The organism is Curvibacter lanceolatus ATCC 14669, assembly GCF_000381265.1.
Taxonomy (GTDB): Bacteria; Pseudomonadota; Gammaproteobacteria; order Burkholderiales; family Burkholderiaceae_C; genus Curvibacter; species Curvibacter lanceolatus.
Genome location: NZ_KB906289.1, coordinates 1 through 19,847, shown reverse-complemented (window position 1 = coordinate 19,847; position 19,847 = coordinate 1). Strand labels below are relative to the sequence as shown.

The following is a 19,847-nucleotide window of genomic DNA, read 5'->3' as shown; positions in this document are numbered from 1 at the left end:
GCTCCTTTCAAATTTGAGTTCCGAAGTTCGGAGGTGGAAATAAACAAGACCTGCCGCTGGGCAGGCCTTTGTGCTGTTGGCACCGTTCAGCTGTTGACCAAGAACCGTCGAGATCCAGGCTTGGTCAGGGCATAGCGCTCTGCCAGGTCGGGTTGGTCTTTGAGCAACCTCTCCGTGTCCAGGCCCTTGCCGTCCTTGCTGCGCTTCCAGCTGATGTCCCCGCCTTCAAATACCACGCGGGAGGCATCTCCCATGCGCTGCTGAATGCGTTGTTTCAACTGAGCCTCCAAGGTGGTGTTGGTGGCCAGTACTTCACGCACCGCCACCAGGTCCGAGAACACCCCTGACATCTCCAGGTCACCAGAGAGGTCCAAGGTGGCTCCGGAATCCCGGGGGTACAGGCAGCGAAGCGCCAGATCAGCGGAGTCCGATCCATCAGCCGAGGGTTGTTTGTCCTCCTCGACCAAAGTCCAGAACTGACGCTCCAACTCAATGAGTTGGACGATCATGGTTTCATCACGCTCGATGCGATGCACCTGAAGTTCCTGGCCGCAGATCAGAACCGCCACGTCAGCGGCCTGCTTGCCGGTCACCGCGAGCTGGTGCATGACCTGAAGCTGGATGTACTCGGGCACCCCGTGTTTCCACAGACGGGCGCCGTTGATGCCGGCTGTTTTGCACTCCAGGATTTGCACCCCGGGGGTCCCTACGACCTCGCGATCGAGGTTGGCCAACATCCAGGGGTGTTCCGGATGCTGCAAAACGGCATTCACCTTGCGAACCCGGTTGCCGGTGCGCTTGGTGTAGTGGGCCGCCACGATAGGCTCCAGAAGGGTTCCCCAGTACATGGGGCTGCTCTCGTCGTTGGGATCATCAAAGGGCAGGGCGCTTCCACGCCCGGTTTTGACCATCCAGAGTTCGAGCTGAGATTGATAGGGGTTGAGTCCGACAGCAGCCCCAGCGTCGGAGCTGCCGATGCCACGCTGGCGAACGGCCAGCCATTGATCCCGGTTGAGGTCGGCCGTCTTGATGAGCTTCAAGGCGGGACGAGGGCGAACAGGCTTGTTCACCAATGCATGCGATGTCGCCATGGAAATCTCCAAAGTAGGTTGAAAGGAAAGACAAAGAACGAAGAAAGAACAAAGACCGACCAGCAACCCCACCCCAGAAAGCAAAAAGCCCCGGTCCCATCAAAGGGGCCGGGGCTTTGCCGTCGAAGGCAGGGTTGAGGAATCGGAAGGGAAAAGCGGAATCGAACTCCGACTCATGAGACCAACTGCAGTGCCTGATCCAGCGCCCGCTGTTTGAGGTTGGCCCCCTGGCCAAACCAGGCACTGTCCAGGCGGTACTCCTGAGACCGGGCTCGGCGCTCGTGGTCCACGAACTCAGTCACGGCATTGAGCAAACCCCAGGCCGTGCCCTGGGCTGCAGCCAACTCAGCACCGCGGCCTTGACCGTCGTACAGGGCCTGAACCTTCTTCAATGCGCGTTCGTTGATCAAGCCACCGCTTGGATCGGTGTGCCCATCCGTGTTGCAAAGCACCTTCAGGAAGTAGTTCATGGACTCGTGGGTCTTCACCTTGCGCTCGGAGAGCGTCTTCATGCGGTACATGAAGCTGTCCCACTGCGACACGGCAATGCCGAGTTGCTTCTTGACCGCTTGCGCGTCAAAGCTCGTGCTGTGGGGCACCTTGATTGCGTTGGTGGCGCCGTTCAGTGCAATGGTGAGGGTGTTGTTGCAAACCACCCGAATCGTGGTCGGGGTGGCTGTCGTGGCCAAGGTGCCGTCGCAGGAGGTGGCCAACAGCAGGTAGCCGTTGACCACATCGGAGCCCTTCAGGGCCGTTGATTTGCCCGTCTTGGCCAACGCCCAGAACTTGCGACCTTCCTTCAAGACGCCGGCGGTTTCCAGCTCGAAGCCAGAGACCTCGGTCAGGTCCCGGTAGAACTCCAGGACCTCCTTTGGTTGAACGACCTGGTAGCGGTTGCCGACCACGGCCAGGGCGGCCTTGGTGTCGGATCGGTAGAGAACCTTCTGGTCCTCAAACGACATGATGGAGCCGAGAGCTCCGACCTGATCCGCCAGGTAGCGAACCGGGGTGGAGCAGATCGACCAGTCCATGCCAGCCTGTTGGGCCCAGACCTCGATGGATTGCTTGGGAGGCAGTGCGTTGCCCAGATCATGCCAGGGCGCGGCGCCGACGTAAGCCATGGATTGAAGCAGGTGAGCCATGGGGAATTCCTTTCGAATGAATGAAATCAGGACGTGAAAGAGGAAACAGAAACGAAATGGGGAAAAGGGAAAAGGAGCGGACTCGGTCTCAGCAGAAGCAGCGCTTCAAGCCGAGAAGGTGTGACCGCAGTCGCGGCACTTGAGGTTGTCGAGCAGGTTCTGATCGACGTGGGAACCGACGGCGGTGCCGACTTCACAGCCGAGGGCACCACCGAACAGGGCACCCAGCAGGGCACCGGCCACGGTGCCGACAGCAGATCCGGCGGGACCGGCAAATGCACCGACCACAGCGCCAGCCTTGGCGCCACGCCAAGCACCGGCCGCGCCACTGGCGGCTCCGGCAGCAGTGCCCAGGACACCACCGGTGGTCTTGCCGATGTCGCGGGTTTCGATATGGGTGGAATTGCAATGAGGACAGGTAGCCATGGAATAGATCTCCAGGAAGTGGATTGAAGGGGAAAGGGAAACGAAAGTGGGCGCAGAGCCAGAAATGCCAGTGGGCTTCAAAGTAGTCCCTGCTCTGCAAAGCTCAGTGCTCGGGTTCGGGTCACGATGAAGTGATCCAGGACACGGACATCAACCAGCGACAGGGCTGTTTGCAGGGCGGCGGTCAGTGCCCGATCGGCGCTAGATGCTTCAGCCCAACCGCTGGGGTGGTTGTGAGCCAGGATGACTGCGGCGGCATTTCTGGCCAGGCTCTCGATGACGATTTCTCGGGGGTAAACCGAGGTCTGGGTCAGAGAGCCTCGGAACATTTCTAGGACGTCGAGCACCTGGTGTTGGGAATCTAGAAAGACCACCACGAAAATCTCGTGGGGTTTGTCGGCGAGGAGGAGTTGCAGGTAGTCGCGAACTGCGACTGGGCTGCTGAGATAGCAGGACTGGAGGATTTCTCCGGCGAGTAGCGCCAAGGCCTGGGAGACCAGGGGAGGGCGGGCGTACGCGTTGATCTGCGAGTTGCTGGGGGCAGGGGACGTTGACGGGGTGTTCAAGTGGGATCTCCAAATGGAAAAGGCCCCGGTGCGGGGAGCACACGGGGCCTGAGTTGAAGAGAGAAGCGGAGTGGGAGGCGGCAAAGCCTAGACGGCATAAAGCCCGGTCACCTTATGGGTGAGCCGGGCTTCAAAGGCGCGTAGGTGGTCAGTAGACCGTCGGAATCAAGAACTTTTGTCTAGGTTCACGGAGGTCATATGTGACTGAAAAATTTTGGAATCGAGCGCTCAGCCAGCGATGCAGGATTGGTTCAGGTGGGTTGGATCGCTTGCTGTGAGATAGTCTGCAAACCGAAGAGGGTCCCAAACGGAAAACTGTGGGAAGCCTACTTAGGCTTCGATGACGCAGAGAAAAAAAAGGCGCCCTGAGTGGCGCCCAAATGGAGACAGCAATGAATAAGGCGATGCTCAGAATGAGTGCCTCAGGCCAAACCGCACAACGCTTTGGTCTCGCCCTGAGGCGCCGCCCAGGATGAATATATTGGCCTTGGCATTAGCGGCACCATCGGCTCGCTGCGTGACTACCTGCGCATAGACGTCGGTGCGCTTGGACAGGCGGTAGTCCGCTGTCAAGGCCACTTGCTTGTAGCTTGCATTCAGCAGCTTGGTGTTGTTCAGGTCCACCCCGAGCTTCCAGAACGACGTCGGCTGATAAACGACGCCGCCAAAGTAGTTCTTGAACGTTCCATTGGCGCTGCTGGTGTTGCCCTCGAATTCGGACCGGGTGACCATTCCGTGCAGCAGGAACTGCTCATTGAGGCGGTAGCTACCACCCATACCGGCCACACTGTTACGCTTCCCGCCGAGAGTGTAGGCCTGACTGGAGCCCACTAGCGATTGCACATTGAGGGTCGCACCATCGACTTGGGTGTATGCCGTACCCAAGCTCAGGTTGCCTTGGGTGTAGTTGGCACCGACGCTGCGCGATGGGCTCGAGCCCTGCGACGTCCCAGGGGTTTGCGAGGGGGCGAACATGGCGCCGAAGGAGAAGCCGCTCCACTTGGGGCTGGTGTACTTGATGGAATTATTCAGGCGTTGACCTGCGGTGCGGTCGTTGTCGAGCGGGTTGTTCACGTAGCCGCCGCCGAGCAAGGTGGCATTGGTGAACGGTACCAGCGAGTCCCACATGAAGTCGTATTGTCGTCCCAGGCTCAGGGTGCCGAGACTGCGGTCCGACAGGCCCACCCAGCTTTGGCGGCCAAAGGCCAGCCCACCCTGGCCCAGGGCCCCGGAGTTCAGTACCAGGCCTTGCTCCAGAACAAATAAAGCCGACAAGCCACCACCCAAATCTTCGGCGCCCTTGAAGCCGAGTCGGCTGCCTTGCATCACGCCGCTGTCGACAAGGTTTTGGCTACCGCCACCCACGTCACTCGCGTGGGACATGCCAATGTCCAAGATGCCATAGAGGGTGACATTGCTTTGAGCGCAGGCGCTGCTGCAAATCAGTGACAGAGCTAGCGACGGCAGGGCCGCTGACCGGAGGGATTGCACTTTCAATTTCGTACTCCTTGCGTGGGGTTGAGGCAACTTGAAAAATCGCTTAAAAGTATACTGTATGTTGTTGATGATTTTATGTGTGATTTGATGCTGGACTGACAAAAATCAATGCACCACTTTGATGCTCTATGGGCGATCTTGGTCATTGATGTTGTCTCTTTGATAAAAATGAATACTGTATACAAAATAACTTTTGTGCGGTGTTGCTGAACTTGCGTTCCTCTGGGCTCATTGGGCGGAGGTTGCCCATTCGGGTGTTGACTCGGGCGTGAGTTGGTTGGGGTGTGATGGCTGAATGCCCCAATTTGAGGCGATAAGCAAGAGATCGTGGCAAGGCTGGTGAGCTTGCTGGTCTGACGCGTCTGTATGGCCTCGCTGACGAGGTACTCCCGTATGGGGCAGTTGATTTCCAATGTGATCTTGAATTTTGGGCCCAATATTTGCTTCGATCTAAAAGTATTCGGTATATCGAATCCTATTTTTTGAGGTTTTCGCCTCGTGTGATGAACTGATGATCTTTGTCAAAAGTACGAAGCTTTGCAAAGTATACGGTATACTTTTATTTTAATTTTTGGCGTGAGCCGACTACTGCAAGGAGTACTGATGACTGAGAAATCGAGCTACGACACCTACCGCGAAGACGTTGTCGGACGTGCCAACGTCGAAGACACCCCGGAGTTAGTCAGCTACTACCGCGATCTGGAACGCTACGACGCTGGCGCTTTGTGGACGGTGGCGAACAAGATCGAACCCTGGGAGCCGAAGTCCGAGTCAGTCCCCACACTTTGGCGCTACCGAGAACTGCGTGACCACGTGCTTCGCTCTGTCGCGCTGGTCACACCTGAGAAGGCAGGGCGCCGAGTCATCTATCTGAATAACCCTGGGCGACAAGATGTGTCCGCCGCGGTCGGTTGGCTTTACTCAGGGCTGCAAGTCATGCACCCCGGCGAATGTGCTTCGACTCATCGGCACTCCGCTTCAGCGCTGCGCTTCATCATGGAAGGTAGTGGTGCTTACACCATCGTTGATGGACACAAGATGACCTTGGGCGCCAACGACTTTGTGCTCACGCCCAACGGTACGTGGCATGAGCATGGGGTGGACGAGGGGGGCACCCCATGCATTTGGCAAGACGGATTGGACATCCCCTTCGTCAACGCGATGGAGGCCAATTTCTACGAGGTGCACCCTGACCTACACCAGCAGGTCGCTTATCCCATCGATGACGCAACCCATACCTGGGGCGCCTCGGCCTTGTTGCCTCACGGCCAAGCTTGGAGCAAACCGTACTCGCCTCTGTTCAAGTACGAGTGGGCGCCCACTTACGACGCGCTGAGGCGATTGACCAAGGTGAGTAAGGGCTCTGAGTTCGATGGCATCTTGATGCACTACACCAACCCGGTCACCGGTGGGTCCGTGATGCCCACCATCGGCGCAAGCATGCAGCTGCTGCGTCCCGGAGAGCAAACCAAGGCCCATCGCCACACCGGCAGTTTCCTCTACCAAGTGGCCAAAGGTGAGGGCTATTCCGTTATCAATGGCCGCCGCTTTGATTGGCGTGAACGCGACATCTTCTGTGTTCCATCTTGGGCTTGGCATGAGCACGTCAACACACAAGCGAGCGAAGACTCCTGCCTGTTCTGCTTCAGTGACCTGCCTGTGATGAAGGCCCTGGGCCTGTATCGAGAAGAGGGGCTGAAGACAAATGGCGGCCGTCAAGCCCCTGCACCAATTTAACTCTACATCCACCAAGCCAACCCACACGGAGAAACCATGCGCCTCGTAACCTACCGCCACACCATTGAAGACGCCGCACGACTTGGCGTCATCCAAGGCGATAACATTGTTGATGTGCAGCGCTTTGGCGCGAGCCAAGGGGTCGAGCTGCCGGCTTCCATGCTGGCCTTCATTGACCTGGGGCCCTGCGCAGTCCGTCAGCTGCAAGCCCTGCTCGATTCCGCTGCCGGCAACTGGCTGCCTGGGACTTCGGTGCCGGCGACCAACGTCCACCTGCTGGCCCCGATCCCTCGCCCGCGTAAGAACATCTTCGGGATCGGCTTGAACTATGTGGAGCATGTCGCCGAGTCCAGCCGCACGCTCGACACTTCGAAGGACTTGCCCAAGCAGCCCGTCATCTTTTCCAAGCCGCCAACCACGGTGATTGGCCCTGGCGAGCCCATTCGCCATAACGCCAAGATCACCCAGCAGATGGACTGGGAAGTTGAACTGGCCGCGATCATTGGCCGCCGCGCCGTAGCTGTGACCGCGGAAGATGCACTGGACTACGTCTTTGGCTACAGCGTGATGATCGACATCAGCGCCCGCGACTGCCGTCGCGCGGGCCAATGGATCTACTCCAAGGGCCAAGACAGCTACGGCCCCTTTGGCCCTTGCATCGTCACCGCTGATGAGATTCCGGACCCCCAGACCCTGGACCTCTGGCTCACCGTCAACGGCGAGATTAAACAAAGCTCCAACACTCGCCACATGCTGTTCAAGGTGAATGAATTGGTGGCCGACATCAGCGCCGGCATCACGCTGGAGCCGGGCGACATCATTGCCACCGGCACGCCTGAAGGGGTGGGCGCTGGTCGCAGCCCGCAAGAGTGGCTGCACCCCGGCGACACCGTAGTGGCCCATGTGGCTCAGATTGGCCAATTGACCCATCCGGTCATTGCCGTCTGAGGAAGGAGATCCCAACATGATCAAACTACCGCGCTTCAAGGTAGCGGCGGTTCAGGCCAGTCCCGTCTTCCTGAACACGCCGGCCACCATCGACAAGGTGTGTCGCCTGATCGCTGAGGCCGCTGGCCAGGGTGCCAGACTGGTGGTGTTTCCGGAGGTCTTCGTCTCGGCCTACCCCTACTGGAGCTGGGTCGGTAACCCCGTGGCTGGCAGTCCCTGGTTCCAGAAGCTCTGTGAGTCCGCCATACAGGTGCCGGGCCCCGAGATGGCGCGTGTGGCCCATGCAGCGCGAGACGCCGGGGTATACGTGGCCCTGGGCATCAACGAGCTGGCCGCTGGTTCGGTGGCCACGGTCTACAACACCATGATGTTCATCGGGCCGCAGGGTCAACTGCTTGGCCGCCATCGCAAGTTGGTGCCGACCTGGGCTGAAAAGCTGACCTGGGCGCCAGGCGATGGCGCCGGTCTGCGAGTGCACGCTACCGAGCTCGGTCCGATTGGCATGCTGGCCTGCGGTGAAAACACCAACACGCTGGCGCGCTTCTCGCTCCTGGCTCAGGGCGAGTTGGTGCACCTGGCCAGCTATATCTCTTTGCCCGTGGCGCCGCCCGATTACGACATGGCCGAAGCAATCAAAACCCGTGCCATGGCGCATTCGTTCGAAGGCAAGGTCTACACCGTGGTGTCGTGCTCAACGCTGTCGCAAGAAACCATCGACATGATGGAACATGCGTTTCCCGGCGCTGCGGCACTGTTGGCCCGCAGGAACAGCGCCTTCTCGGGTGTGATCGGGCCAGACGGTCGTTTGGTCGGTGAGCCCCTGATCGACACCGAGGGCATCTTGTATGCCGACATCGACCTGTCGCGCTGTATCCAGCCGCGGCAGATGCATGACATCACCGGTCATTACAACCGCTTTGATGTGTTTGACCTGCGTGTCAACCGCCGCAGCCTGCGCCCCGCAACCTTTCAGGATGACGACAGCACAGCACTGCCCGACCTGCTGGACGGCCCGCAGGACTTTGATTTGCCCACCGGAGAGAAAACATGACGAAGACCTTGTATCGAATCGGGCAAATCGTCCCGTCTTCGAACACCACTATGGAAACGGAGATCCCTGCAATGCTGTGGTCTCGTCAGTCCATCCGCCCCGAGCGCTTCACCTTTCATTCAAGTCGCATGCGCATGAAGAAAGTTGTTAAGGAAGAGCTCGAAGCAATGGATCGCGACAGCGACCGCTGTGCCCTGGAGCTCAGTGATGCCCACGTCGACGTACTGGGCTATGCCTGTCTGGTTGCCATCATGAGCATGGGTCTTGGCTACCACCGCCAGTCCGAGATGCGCCTGCACCAGCGGACCATCGACAACGGCGCGCCGGCCCCGGTCGTGACCAGCGCAGGGGCCTTGGTCGAAGGCCTGCAAGCCCTTGGTGCCAAGCGCATCGTGGTGCTATGCCCCTACCTCAAACCGCTGACGCAGCTGGTTGTGGACTACTTGGCAGCCGAAGGTTTTGAGGTGCTTGACTTCTTGGCGCTCGAGATCCCCGACAACCTTGAAGTGGGTCGGCACGATCCGCAGAAGCTTCTAGAGCTTTACAAGCGACTCGATCTCCGGGGGGCCGACGCCCTGGTGCTGTCCGCCTGTGTACAGATGCCATCTCTCCCCGTCATTGCACAGGTCGAAGCTGAGGTGGGCATTCCGGTGGTGTCCGCCGCCGTTTGCACTACCTATATGACCTTGAAGGAACTGGGTCTTGAAACCATTGTCCCGAACGCTGGCTCTTTGCTGAGCGGACGGTACTGACTCTGTTTGATGCATGCCCTGAAGTTCAGTTAAACAAAACAATCCACACCCGAGCTAAAACAATGACCCTCCTCAAATCCTTCGTTGTTGTCACACTCAGTGCCGCCACCCTTGTCGCTGCGGCCAAAGATCCCTACCCCAGCAAGCCAATCAAAGTCATCATTCCCTTTCCTCCTGGTGGGGCCGTCGATACTTTTGTGCGCACCATGGGGCCCGAGTTGGCTACTGAGTTGGGCCAGCCCATCGTTGTTGATAACCGACCCGGCGGCGGCGGACAGATTGGTGCGGCAACTGTGCTTGGTGCGCCGTCGGATGGCTATACGCTGTTTGTGGCGGAGATCGGTACTTATGTGATCAACCCGATGATCTACAAAAGCATCAGCTACTTGCCGATGCGAGACTTCGATAACATCACCATGTTGGCCCAAGCTCCAATGGTCATGTACAGCAGCAGTAGCGGCAATTTGAAGTCTTTTGACGCTCTCAAAGATGCTGTTAAGTTGGGCAGGGAGCTTAACTACGGATCGTTTGGGCCAGGCACTGCACCCCATATCCTGGGGCACGCGCTGGGCAAGGCGATGCCGGGCAGTAAATTCGTACACGTGCCCTATAAAGGGGCTCCTCCGGCCTTTCAAGCGATCATGTCGAACGAAATTGATCTGCTGTTTGATGCTGTTCCGGGTACCCTCAATATGGTCCGCAGCAACAAGGGTCTTCCTTTGGCTGTGGCGTCTGCGCAGCGCACCGAGTTCCTACCAAATGTACCGACCTTCGCCGAGCTGGGGTTCGCAAACTTGAAGATGGACCTGTGGATTGGCGCTTCAGTCAAGAAGGGGACGGACCCGGCCATCGTTAATAAGCTACATACGGCGATCGAGAAAGTCCTTACCCAGCCGGCCGTCTGGAAGCGCTATGCCGATTTTGGGTACAGTCGTGCGCCGATGACCCCTGCTAAGTTCCAGGCATATATCGAGGCAGAGACGCTGCGCTATCGTCCACTGGTCGTGGATACGGGGGTAACCGTCGACTAATGTGCCTGTGCTACGGCGCCTGAGGACACGAAGCAGATTTGCGGTATGCAAATCTGCTTTTTTTTGGTTCTTCACGTATTCGCGGGGTAGTCCCCCCACGGACAAAAAAACAGCGGTGACATCTCAAGCAAGATGGTTGTGCGACCAATCATCAAACTTTAGAGCACCGCTGCATGCATAAGAATACAGGCTGGCTGGACCTGTGGCCCGGCTTTCACGTCACCGACTCCCGCATCACCCACGAAAGTGCATGGTTACGACTGGAGCCGCTGGCCAAGCTACCCCTGCGCTGCGGGCAATGCCTGGGTCTCGTCAACTCAGTGCACGAGCGAGTCACGCGCAACGTGCGTGAGCTACCCTTGGCGGGCAGAGTCCTGACACTGCAAGTGCAGCTGCTGCGAGTGAACTGCACGCGCTGCGGACACTGCCTGCAGCATGTGAGCTGGCTTGATCGCTTTGCCCGCATGACGCGAGCCATGGCGCAAACCGTGGCCCAGTGCTGCAAGCGTTTGCCCATCAAGCATGTTGCTCAAATGTTTAGCCTGCATTGGTCCACTGTGCAGCAATTGGACAAGCGCAGCCTGATGGGCTTGATGAGCCAGTTGCCTCAGCCCCATCCGACGCGCCTGGTGATGGATGAGTTCGCCCTGCACAAAGGGCATCGCTATGCCAGCGTCATCCTGGATGCGAATACGCGCCGGGAGCTGTACATCGCCAAGGATCGCAGTCGCGAAGCGGTCCGCCCCTTCTTTGCGGCATTGGGAGAAGCAGGCTGCAGGCGCATTCAGGCCGTCGCCATGGACATGAACACGGCCTTTGACCTGGAGGTGCGGCATTGGTGTGCCCAGGCTCGCATAGTCTATGACCTGTTCCATGTCATCGCCAAGTATGGCCGGGAGGTGATCTCACGCGTGCGGGTGGACACGGCCAACGCCCTGCGCAAGGACAAGCCCGCGCGGCGAGTGGTCAAACAAGCCCACTGGTTGTTGCTGCGCAATGCAGACAAGCTCAAGGGGCGCGAGCAGGTGACGTTGCAGGAGGTGCTTGAGGCCAACGAGGCGCTCATGACGGTCTACGTACTCAAGCAATCCCTCAAGAGTCTGTGGACTGCTTGTGATCCCTGGCAGTGGCGACGACGCTGGAAGCAGTGGCTGGAGCACTGCGCGCAAAGCGGCATCGAGTGCCTGCAATTGTTTGCCAAGCGGCTGCGCAAATACTGGCCGGGCATTCTGGCGCGGGTGCGTTGGCCCATGCACACGGGCCAACTCGAAGGGATCAACAACCGCATCAAGGTCATCAAGCGCATGGCTTATGGCTACCGTGACGTTGAGTACTTCTTCCTCAAGATCAAGGCAGCATTCCCCGGAGATGCGTGAAGAACCTTTTTTTTACCTGCGCAGGGCAAGCTCAAAAGAGTCGCGTCAGTTTGAGGGGATCTTGGGCAGGCGAGGGCGAGCCTGGAAGCGGCACACCCCCTCCATGCCAGCCTGACCCTGGCAAGCGCAGACCCACTCGACCACGTCGGCAGGCTCGGACCAAAGCGCTTGCGCGACGGCCCGCAGCATGCCAATGATTGGGGTACAGACCGGTTCAAGGCTGGTGGGGGTGCCTGCGGCAAACGGGCTGTTGCGCACTTCAAGCCAAAGCTGGTCTGACAAGCGCCTGAACGACCAAACGCCCCAGCCCAGCGAAGCCGAAGCGGCGACCATGGTTTCGAGCAGCGCATCTGCGCCCACTTCGGCCAGGTACGCTCTCACGCTGTCGGAGCCGTGGTCGGTCACCGACGCTCCTATCGCCTGCAGTGCCAGGCGTCGGGGTTCTGCCTCCAGTTTGGCGAATGCGCCCATCAGCACATCCGCCCGCATGATGAGATAGCGCCTCGGGCCATCGAGGACCTGCCCCTCGGATAGATCAAATGCCAGGCGCTTGTGAAGTGGCCGCAGAGGTTGGCTCATGCGGGCTCTCATGGGAACAGCTGGATCATTTCGTGGGGGGCGGTCGCGTTCAGCAGGTCAACCCGTTTGAGCACTATTTCAAAGCCTTGTTCTCTGGCGCGCAGTTGGTGGCGCCAGACACCCGCCAAGGTTGTGGGCAGGGCGCCACGGATCTCGGTGTAGATGAAGGGGGTGTACACCTCCCAGCCAATGCCCTCCAGCGGTTGCGCCTCGGGTGCTTGCAGGATATGCAAGCTGCGTGCGCCCGGCTCCAGTGAATGTGCCCGCAGTCCCTGCAATCGTTGCACGCGGGTTGCCAGCAGAATGCGGTCCTCGTACGCCAGTGACACATGGTTCACTGGATCGGGTTGTTGGGCGCCTTGCATGGGTACCCAATAGTGGCCATCGGCGGCGAAGAGCTCAATCCACTCTCGGTAACGGGCCTCGTTGAGCAAGCGTGCCTCGTCAACGACGAACTGCTGCGCGGCCATCATGGGGTTGCTGTGAGTCATCAGGTGGCCTCCGGTGTTTCGGCCATGAACTTGGCCCAGGCTTGAAATTGATTGCGCATCAGCATCTCGCTGGTGCCTTTGCAGGGGGTGGTACCGCTCACAGCCTCGGCTTCACCTGTGGCACCACGATGCAGGCTGACCCATTCGTTGCCTTCGGCCTTCAGACCTTGCTGGACGCTCTCAAACAGGTGAATGTCGTCGTGGGCCACGATAGACATGGGTGAGAACACGAGCCGGTTGTAGGTCATCGCGCGCTCGTGCAGCAGGTCGGGTGCACCGAGGGCGCGGAAGCTCCAGGCTTCAATCAACATGCGATCCACTGAAAGCGGGCGAATTACCCGCATCACCAACGGGGCGCCCTTGACCGCGATGCTGGGGAACAGGACAGAGTTTTGAGGAGCTCGACTCAGGACATCCTCGGCGCGGGCTTTGCCGTGCGCCTGAGCCAGGGCATCGAGGTAGTCTTGCGGGTAGGCGTAGCCGGTATGGGTGCTGAACTTCACGGCCAGAGCACTGTGTCCGTTGGGGTAGACCTCTGCATCCAGTTGGGTAAAGAAGTCATAGCCGGACGCGAATGGCAGCATTTGCTCAACTGAGATTGGCATGGGGGTGGATTCGGATTGCTGACCCCATACGGCTTTGGCCGCTTTGCCTGCTGATTCATGGGTGGACACCGGGTGAACTGTGTCGTTGATGTTTTCAAAGTACATCTTCCAGTTGCAGCGGATGACGTTGCGGATCACGCCACCAAAGACTTCGAGCTTGCCAACCGGGGAGCGGTCGGCCATGTTGTCCAGCCATTGCAGCGACGCGCCGAAGTAGTCCTCAAAGTCAACGCCTCGTTCATCGAGGCGCACAAACACAAAGTCCCGGTACACCTGGGTGGCGCCGACGTGGGTCAGACCCTGGCCCGAGGGGCATTGAGATAGACGCGACTCCGCGTACTCCTGGCGCAGAGGGATGCCCATCAGCTTGCCATCGAGGCGGTAGCTCCATGCGTGGTAGGCGCACTGGAGCACTCGCCCCGCATTGCCGCGTTCATTGGTGTAGAGCTTGGAGCCTTTGTGGGCGCAGCGGTTGTAGAACACTTGGATCGACTGATCTGATTGACGCACCACCAGCAGTGGCCGACCAGCCAGGTCAAGGGTGATGTAGTCGCCCGGATGGGGGACTTGGCTGGCGTGGGCAACGAAGTTCCAAGTCGCTGCAAAGAAGCGGCGCTGCTCCTGCTCAAAAACGGCTTCGGACAGGTAGGCGTCCCGGTGGACGCGGTCGGCCTCGACCAAGGTCGAAGGCGTATGCGGAGATCGATGGCTCATGGGATCCTCGAAGAAAATTGTCCAAACAGTATACTGTATCCTTTTAATTAAAGGAATTCAGAGTTATGAACACCTGTGTGTCTCTCCGACTCGCCAAAAAGCAATCGATTGCAGAAGGCATCGTTCTGCTTGAGTTGACCGCGCCGGACGGTCGCGAGTTGCCACCTTTCACGGCCGGTGCCCACCTGTTGCTGAATCTGCCTGGAGGGCTGTCTCGTGCCTATTCCCTGTGCAATGACCCAGCTGAGCGGCACCGTTACCAACTGGCGATCAACCTGGACCCGCGATCACGGGGCGGTTCGCGTGTAGTGCACGAGCAGTTGGCTGTGGGTGATCTGGTTTCTGCCCAGGGGCCAAACAACCTGTTTCCGCTTGACTCAGAGGCTCCCCATGCCCTGCTGTTCGCTGGCGGCATTGGCATCACTCCTGTGTTGTCGATGGCGCGTTACCTGCAAGCGCAGGGGAGAAGTTGGTCGCTGCATTACGCGACACGGTCGCATGACCGCTGTGCCTTCCACGAGACGCTGACCTCGTCGTCCCTGGCGAGTTCAAGCCATTTGTATTTTGATGACGGGGCGGCCAATCGGCGCCTCGACCTGGCTCAGACCATAGCATCGGCGCCGGCGGGGGCGCACCTGTATGTTTGTGGTCCCACAGGCTTCATTGACGCCGCGCTGGACGCTGCGCGTGCTCAGGGCTGGGCCGAGTCGCGGCTGCACTCCGAGCGCTTTGGCGCCACGGCTCCGGTGGCTGTTGCGGAGCGCCGCTTCACTCTAAAGCTTGAGCGCAGCGGTTTGACCCTGGAGGTGCCTCCTGATCAGACCGCCATGGCAGTCATGTTGGCGGCGGGGGTGGACTTGCCGTTTTCTTGTGAGCAGGGCATTTGTGGCACTTGCATCACCGATGTTTTGGAGGGTCGCCCTGACCACCGCGATCAATGCTTGGATGACGAAACCCGAGCTATGTCTTTCACTCCCTGCTGCTCGCGTTCGCTAGACGACTGCTTGCGCATCGACCTTTGACCGACCGCTGTCAGTCGGATTTGCCGCCAGCCATCTGGCGGCTGTTTTTGGCACCGGAAAACACCACTCAGGCGGCTTCGGCGCTAATTAGAGCTTCTTGTTTGGCGTAGTAGGACGCTGCAGACATGCGCAAGTTGTGTTCGACACGATCCTTCACAGCCTCCGTGTCGCGTTTGACGAAAGCGGCCAGGATTTCTTTGGTGTGGTGGAGCGAAAGCTCGCGGAATTCGGTATCTTGCAGCGTGGCAAGGCGCACCACTTGAGCGTGGTCGCGCAAGCGGTAAATCACCTGGGCCAGCCGGCGGTTGGGCACCATGTCCATCCAAGCGACCCAGAACGCCCAGTTGGCACTCATGTAGCCCAGCACATCGGCCTTGAGGTGGGCTTTCTCGGCGCTGTCGACAGCCACGGTCATCTTGCCTAAGCCCTCGACCTTGGAGTTCTGGCAGGCGATGGCGGCGGCGGCGGGTTCAAGCAGCAGGCGCACTTCAAACATCTCAGCGATGTCCTCCGGGGTGAACTGCGGAAGGATAAAGCCCCGCGACGTGCCCTCCAGGTAGCCCTCGTTCTTGAGTTGCAACAGCGCCTCACGCACAGGCATTCGGGAGACGTTGAGCTGGGCGGCCAACTCGTGGTCGACCAAGCGATCTTGGGTCGAAATGTCACCTTTGTGCAGTCGATCGCGTAACAGCGCATAGACCTGGTCTCGGATGCTCTGCTTGGGTAGCTCTCCCGCGATCAGAAAGGGGGTCTTCAAGGGTGCTGTAGACATGAAAGGGTGCCGTTGTCGGGGGCACTTATTGTGCCAGAAACCATGGTTCGGCCTCCATTTTTAAATACTAAATACAGTATACTTTTTAAAATCTGGCGCCTTTTTCTATTCTCATTAGGAGTACCTGGCATGAACTGTCTCTCTAACTGTGTTGACATCGAGGTGGGGCTGTCGCTCTGCCTGAAGCTGAGGAGGGTGGCATGACCCATTCCTTGAAAGGCGCGAATGTGCTGTTGCTGGGCGGCTCTGGAGGGATTGGTGGTGCCTTGGCGCACCGACTCGCCCTGGCTGGTGTGGCCTCGTTGGTCACTGCCTCCCACGCGCAGTCCGAGTTGACGCTCCCCGGCACGCCCTTGCTCAATCTAGTCGTGGACATGACCAACCAGAACAGCGTCCAAGCCTTGGCGGACCAGGTACGTGAGCGAGATATTTCGTTCGTGCTGAACTGTGCCGGCGTCAACAGCAACGCATCGGTTCTGGCGCCAGAAGCCCGCCTCAATGCACGCCGCGAGATGGAGGTCAACTACTTTGGCCTGCTCAACGTCGGTTTGGCATTTGGTCCCCTGCTCGCGGCCCGGGGCGGCGGTGTGATGGCCAGTGTGTTGAGCTTTCTGGCCCATGTTTCACTGCCCTCACTGGCGACCTACTGCGCAAGCAAGGCCGCCGCCCAGGCAGTGAATCTGGCGCTGCGTGCCGAATTCAAACCCCAGGGCGTTAAGGTTTGCGGCATCTACCCCATGGCCGTGGACACTCGCATGAGTACTGACCAAGCTGGCGAGAAGATGTCTCCTAGCGTGCTGGCCGATGAGATCGTCAACTTTCTATCGGGTTCGTGTGAAGACCTTTACCCGGGCGAAGCCCAGCAAGCCTACGAGGCTTGGTTGCGTGATCCCCGCGGCTTTCAATCGGCCATGCTGGCGGGTTGAATACGCTGAACCTTGAAAAAGTCAGGCGCCTTCAGGCGCCTGCAGAGGTGAACGTCGTTTGGGCGACGACCCCTGGCGGGGCCGGTGCGGCTAATCAATCAGGACGTCGCAGGCGCAGCAGGTTGTCGGCGCCTATCCAGTGGTAATCCGCCGCACCACCCGCTCGCACCACGGTGCGGGTCTGTCCCCAACTGAACACCCCTTCCACAATCAGAGATCGGTCAATGCTCACACCGATCACTTCTGCCAGAAGAAGGTGGCTGCCCACCGGTTCATGTTGGTGGTCGCGCAACGGAAAGTCTTCCAGCACCTGGCATTCCAGTGACACCGGTGAGGCTTCCACGCGGGGTGTGGCTATCCGTGTTGATGGAGCGCTCCCCAGTTGGGTCAGTTCGAACTCGCTGCCGACGATGCTGCTGCTGCTCAGATTCATGGCCTGCGCCAAGGATTCGGTCACCACATTGACGACGAACTCACCCCGTCGTATCGCGTTACGAAGAGTGTCTTTGATCCCGGCGCTAGCAAAGGCCACGATGGGGGGGGCGTAATTGAAGATGCCAAAGAAGCTGTAGGGTGCAAGATTCAATGAGCCGTCTTCGCTCATTGATGAGATCCAGCCGATGGGCCGAGGCCCAACGATGGACGCGATGGGATTGTGCTTCAAGCCATGCCCTTCGCGCGGCGCATAAAAGTACCGGTCCTGCACGCGGTTTACCAGCTTGCAATCAGGTGGTTGCTGGGGATGCTGTTGTCGGTGATCTTGTCGGCGCCTTCGACGCCCACCACTGGCAAGCCTTTGGGGTCCAGTAGGCCGACCTGCACCAGAACGCTGGCCTGATCCCAGTAGATGTGTTCATGGCACAGTTTGTCACCTTTGAAGCGCACAACACCGACCAGACCAAAGCGTACTTTTCGTCCTGTGGGCGCTACCCCAGGCAACAACCAGTCCATCTGGCGGTCATGGGTGAAACTAAAGATCAGTTCATCGACTACCTGGCGCACGCCTTGCGTCCGCGAAACGGAGACCTGCATGGTGTCATCTGGGTTGGCTCCAATGAAGTAGTCTTTGTAAAAGCGTCGCAGGTCGAGGTAGCCCACCCCTCCCGTCATGGTGGGAATGTGATTGACATAGGGCTGGGCCACCATGGTGCCCATGGTCAAGTCAGCATCACGCGTAGTGAATTCGTAGTCCACATGCTTTTCCCACAGTGCCTCAAGGTCGTAAGCCGGGCCCACACGCGGGACCAAGAAATTCATGGTTCTGTCGTAGGCGAGGCGGGCGTTGTCGGCATTGAAGTGCGCCGAACCCATGCGCGCGAAGGCGTGATCGCAACCTGGGTAGATGTGCACTTTCAGAGCATTGTGTGCGGCTGCCAAAAGGGTGGCTTGGGCTGAGGGGGGGGCAGTAGTTATCGTTCTGAGCCACATGCAGCAGTGCGGCTTTACCGGTGGGCAGGGCTTCAGACACCAGTGCCTCCAGTCCGACGCCGTAGTAGGACACAGATGAGTTCACTTCGGTATCGTGCAGTGCACGGAAAGCAAGCCGACCGCCAAGGCAGTAGCCGATCGCGGCGACCGGACCATCGGACTGCCACTGGCTGCGTGCATAGGCGATGCAGTGTTGGAGGTCTTCCATCGCTTGCTGGTCATCAAACTTCTCCAGTAGGGCCAGGGCTTGGCCCATGGCGTCGGGTTGCGAAGGGTCAATGTCGATACCCACCTGCTGGCGCCAGAACAGATCGGGGGCCATGGCCAAGTAACCTTCGGCCGCGAACTCATCGCACAGGTCGCGAATGTTTTTGTTGACCCCAAAGATGAGGTTGCCCTCGAATTTCGGAGTTCATAGCTCAGCCCGGAGAATGCCGGGAAAGGAGAGAAGAGATGAACGCTGGAGTGATGAGCAGAGCCAAGTACACCTTGGAGTTCAAGCAAGAAGCCGTCAGGCAGGTCAAGGCAGGACGGCCTGCTGCAGTGGTGGCCAAGACCCTGGGCATGCCCAGCGCTAGCTTGACCAACTGGGTTCGGGCGGACGCAAAAGGGCAGCTTGGGGTGTCGACAGATGGCAAACCTGCCGCGGTGGTGAGCCCCGAACAGGCCGAGATTGCACGGTTGAAGGCTGAAGTTGCTCGCCTGAAGATGGAGCGCGATATTGCAAAAAAAGCGGCGGCGTACTTTGCACAGGATGTGCTGCAAAGTACGCCTGGATTCACTCGATGAAGCAACGCTGGCCGATCACGCTGATGTGTGAGGTTTTGCAGGTCAGTCCCAGTGGGTATTTCAGCTGGGACAGGGCTGGCAAGAGAGGCCACGGTGGGCCCACGCGATTTCACAGCGACGAGGCCTTACTCGCCCACATGCGAGCCATCCATGCCCAGGTCAACGGCGAATACGGCTGGCCACGCATGCACAAGGAGTTGTTGGCCAGAGGCATCAGGGTCGGCAAAGACCGGGTGCGCAAGCTGATGCACCGACACGGCATCCGAGCCAGGACGAAGCGCAAATTTGTTGTCACAACCGACAGCAAACATCGGTTGCCAGTGGCGGCCGACCTGGTTCAACGCCAGTTCAATCCACAGACCCCAAATCGCTTATGGAGCGGAGACATCACGTATATCGCCACGGGCGAGGGGTGGTTGTACCTGGCGGCAGTGCTGGACCTGCACAGCCGTCAGGTGGTGGGCTGGAGCCTTCAAACGCACATGCAAACGAGCCTGGTCAAAGATGCATTGCTGATGGCCTGCTGGCGTCGCCGACCTGCCAAGGGCCTGATCTTTCACAGCGACAGGGGCAGTCAATATTGCAGCGATAGCTTCCAGGCCACACTCAAGGAGTGGGGCATTGTCAGCTCGATGAGTCGCAAGGGAAATTGCTGGGACAACGCCCCAACTGAGAGTCTGTGGGGCCATTTGAAAACGGCGTGTGTTCATGGTCGAAAGTTCGCGACCAGAGCCCAAGCAAGGCAGGTGATTTTGGAGTGGATCGGGTTCTACAACCATTCCCGGCTACATTCGACGTTGGGCTACATGAGCCCCATGCAGTACGAAAATCGCTGGTTGGCGGCGCAGCACAAATCTGCCGCTTGAAGACCGGTTATGCACTCCGATTTTCAGGGGCAACCTCA

The 19,847-nt window shown here is 59.0% G+C and carries 20 protein-coding genes and 1 pseudogene; 9 read left to right on the top strand and 12 right to left on the bottom strand.

Annotated features, from left to right (window positions below; all coding sequences use genetic code 11):
- Positions 1-86: 86 nt before the first annotated feature.
- From F624_RS0130555 to F624_RS0130535, 5 genes are all read right to left on the bottom strand, one after another.
- Entirely contained in the window at positions 87-1,091 is a 1,005-nt protein-coding gene (locus tag F624_RS0130555) for a YqaJ viral recombinase family nuclease (protein WP_031256826.1), read from the bottom strand.
- 173 nt (positions 1,092-1,264) lie between these two features.
- Complete coding sequence (locus F624_RS0130550; protein ID WP_019578178.1) at positions 1,265-2,233, bottom strand: DUF932 domain-containing protein; 969 nt, start codon at positions 2,231-2,233, stop codon at positions 1,265-1,267.
- 105 nt (positions 2,234-2,338) lie between these two features.
- Positions 2,339-2,659 (bottom strand): glycine zipper domain-containing protein, encoded by a 321-nt coding sequence (locus F624_RS0130545; protein ID WP_019578177.1) that lies wholly within the window; start codon positions 2,657-2,659, stop codon positions 2,339-2,341.
- Between the two features lie 77 nt (positions 2,660-2,736).
- On the bottom strand, positions 2,737-3,225 hold the full coding sequence (locus F624_RS0130540; RefSeq protein ID WP_019578176.1) for a JAB domain-containing protein: 489 nt from the start codon (positions 3,223-3,225) through the stop codon (positions 2,737-2,739).
- A gap of 408 nt (positions 3,226-3,633) precedes the next feature.
- Complete coding sequence (locus F624_RS0130535; protein ID WP_245573774.1) at positions 3,634-4,716, bottom strand: porin; 1,083 nt, start codon at positions 4,714-4,716, stop codon at positions 3,634-3,636.
- Positions 4,717-5,325: 609 nt separating this feature from the next.
- On the opposite strand from F624_RS0130535, the gene F624_RS0130530 reads away from it, so the two are divergent.
- The 6 genes from F624_RS0130530 (at position 5,326) to F624_RS0130505 (ending at position 11,617) form a co-directional block, all read left to right on the top strand.
- A complete protein-coding gene (locus tag F624_RS0130530; RefSeq protein WP_019578174.1) occupies positions 5,326-6,459 on the top strand; it encodes a cupin domain-containing protein in 1,134 nt (377 codons plus the stop codon).
- A 36-nt stretch (positions 6,460-6,495) separates the two neighbouring features.
- Positions 6,496-7,407 (top strand): fumarylacetoacetate hydrolase family protein, encoded by a 912-nt coding sequence (locus F624_RS0130525; protein WP_019578173.1) that lies wholly within the window; start codon positions 6,496-6,498, stop codon positions 7,405-7,407.
- A 16-nt stretch (positions 7,408-7,423) separates the two neighbouring features.
- Positions 7,424-8,458, top strand: a complete 1,035-nt coding sequence (locus F624_RS0130520; protein WP_019578172.1) for a carbon-nitrogen hydrolase family protein — start codon at positions 7,424-7,426, stop codon at positions 8,456-8,458.
- Entirely contained in the window at positions 8,455-9,210 is a 756-nt protein-coding gene (locus F624_RS0130515; RefSeq protein WP_019578171.1) for a maleate cis-trans isomerase family protein, read from the top strand. The genes F624_RS0130520 and F624_RS0130515 overlap by 4 nt, the downstream gene beginning before the upstream one ends.
- A gap of 62 nt (positions 9,211-9,272) precedes the next feature.
- On the top strand, positions 9,273-10,241 hold the full coding sequence (locus F624_RS0130510; RefSeq protein WP_019578170.1) for a Bug family tripartite tricarboxylate transporter substrate binding protein: 969 nt from the start codon (positions 9,273-9,275) through the stop codon (positions 10,239-10,241).
- Between the two features lie 173 nt (positions 10,242-10,414).
- Positions 10,415-11,617, top strand: coding sequence for an ISL3 family transposase (locus F624_RS0130505; protein ID WP_031256820.1), 1,203 nt, complete (start codon positions 10,415-10,417; stop codon positions 11,615-11,617).
- A 45-nt stretch (positions 11,618-11,662) separates the two neighbouring features.
- Here the strand turns inward: F624_RS0130505 and F624_RS0130500 are convergent, their stop codons facing one another.
- From F624_RS0130500 to F624_RS0130490, 3 genes are read right to left on the bottom strand one after another with little or no spacing between them, the layout of a single operon-like run.
- Complete coding sequence (locus tag F624_RS0130500) at positions 11,663-12,208, bottom strand: 4-vinyl reductase (protein WP_019578168.1); 546 nt, start codon at positions 12,206-12,208, stop codon at positions 11,663-11,665.
- Complete coding sequence (locus tag F624_RS0130495) at positions 12,205-12,687, bottom strand: aromatic-ring-hydroxylating dioxygenase subunit beta (RefSeq protein WP_019578167.1); 483 nt, start codon at positions 12,685-12,687, stop codon at positions 12,205-12,207. Before F624_RS0130495 ends, F624_RS0130500 begins: the two co-directional genes overlap by 4 nt.
- The gene (locus tag F624_RS0130490; protein ID WP_031256815.1) at positions 12,687-14,006 is read right to left on the bottom strand and encodes an aromatic ring-hydroxylating oxygenase subunit alpha; all 1,320 of its coding nucleotides are present in this window, start codon (positions 14,004-14,006) and stop codon (positions 12,687-12,689) included. Before F624_RS0130490 ends, F624_RS0130495 begins: the two co-directional genes overlap by 1 nt.
- Before the next feature lie 65 nt (positions 14,007-14,071).
- Here F624_RS0130490 and F624_RS0130485 point away from each other — a divergent pair, with 65 nt between their 5' ends.
- Entirely contained in the window at positions 14,072-15,028 is a 957-nt protein-coding gene (locus tag F624_RS0130485) for a PDR/VanB family oxidoreductase (RefSeq protein WP_019578165.1), read from the top strand.
- Positions 15,029-15,095: 67 nt separating this feature from the next.
- Here F624_RS0130485 and F624_RS0130480 read toward each other — a convergent pair whose 3' ends face one another.
- Positions 15,096-15,785, bottom strand: coding sequence for a GntR family transcriptional regulator (locus tag F624_RS0130480; RefSeq protein WP_019578164.1), 690 nt, complete (start codon positions 15,783-15,785; stop codon positions 15,096-15,098).
- A gap of 215 nt (positions 15,786-16,000) precedes the next feature.
- Between F624_RS0130480 and F624_RS0130475 the strand changes: the two genes are divergently transcribed.
- Positions 16,001-16,726, top strand: a complete 726-nt coding sequence (locus F624_RS0130475; protein WP_031256814.1) for an SDR family NAD(P)-dependent oxidoreductase — start codon at positions 16,001-16,003, stop codon at positions 16,724-16,726.
- A gap of 94 nt (positions 16,727-16,820) precedes the next feature.
- Here F624_RS0130475 and F624_RS0130470 read toward each other — a convergent pair whose 3' ends face one another.
- From F624_RS0130470 to F624_RS36560, 3 genes and pseudogenes are all read right to left on the bottom strand, one after another.
- A complete protein-coding gene (locus tag F624_RS0130470) occupies positions 16,821-17,432 on the bottom strand; it encodes a flavin reductase family protein (protein ID WP_031256813.1) in 612 nt (203 codons plus the stop codon).
- A 5-nt stretch (positions 17,433-17,437) separates the two neighbouring features.
- Complete coding sequence (locus tag F624_RS36345) at positions 17,438-18,154, bottom strand: ester cyclase (RefSeq protein ID WP_084679860.1); 717 nt, start codon at positions 18,152-18,154, stop codon at positions 17,438-17,440.
- Positions 18,138-18,542 (bottom strand): annotated as a pseudogene (locus tag F624_RS36560) (dienelactone hydrolase family protein); the annotation flags it as partial. The gene F624_RS36345 and the pseudogene F624_RS36560, both read right to left, overlap by 17 nt.
- A gap of 80 nt (positions 18,543-18,622) precedes the next feature.
- Here F624_RS36560 and F624_RS0130455 point away from each other — a divergent pair.
- A protein-coding gene (locus F624_RS0130455) for an IS3 family transposase (RefSeq protein WP_425387338.1) occupies positions 18,623-19,809 on the top strand; the annotation gives its coding sequence in 2 pieces (ribosomal slippage) (positions 18,623-18,878 and positions 18,878-19,809; 1,188 coding nt in all).
- The last annotated feature ends 38 nt before the right edge of the window (positions 19,810-19,847 follow it).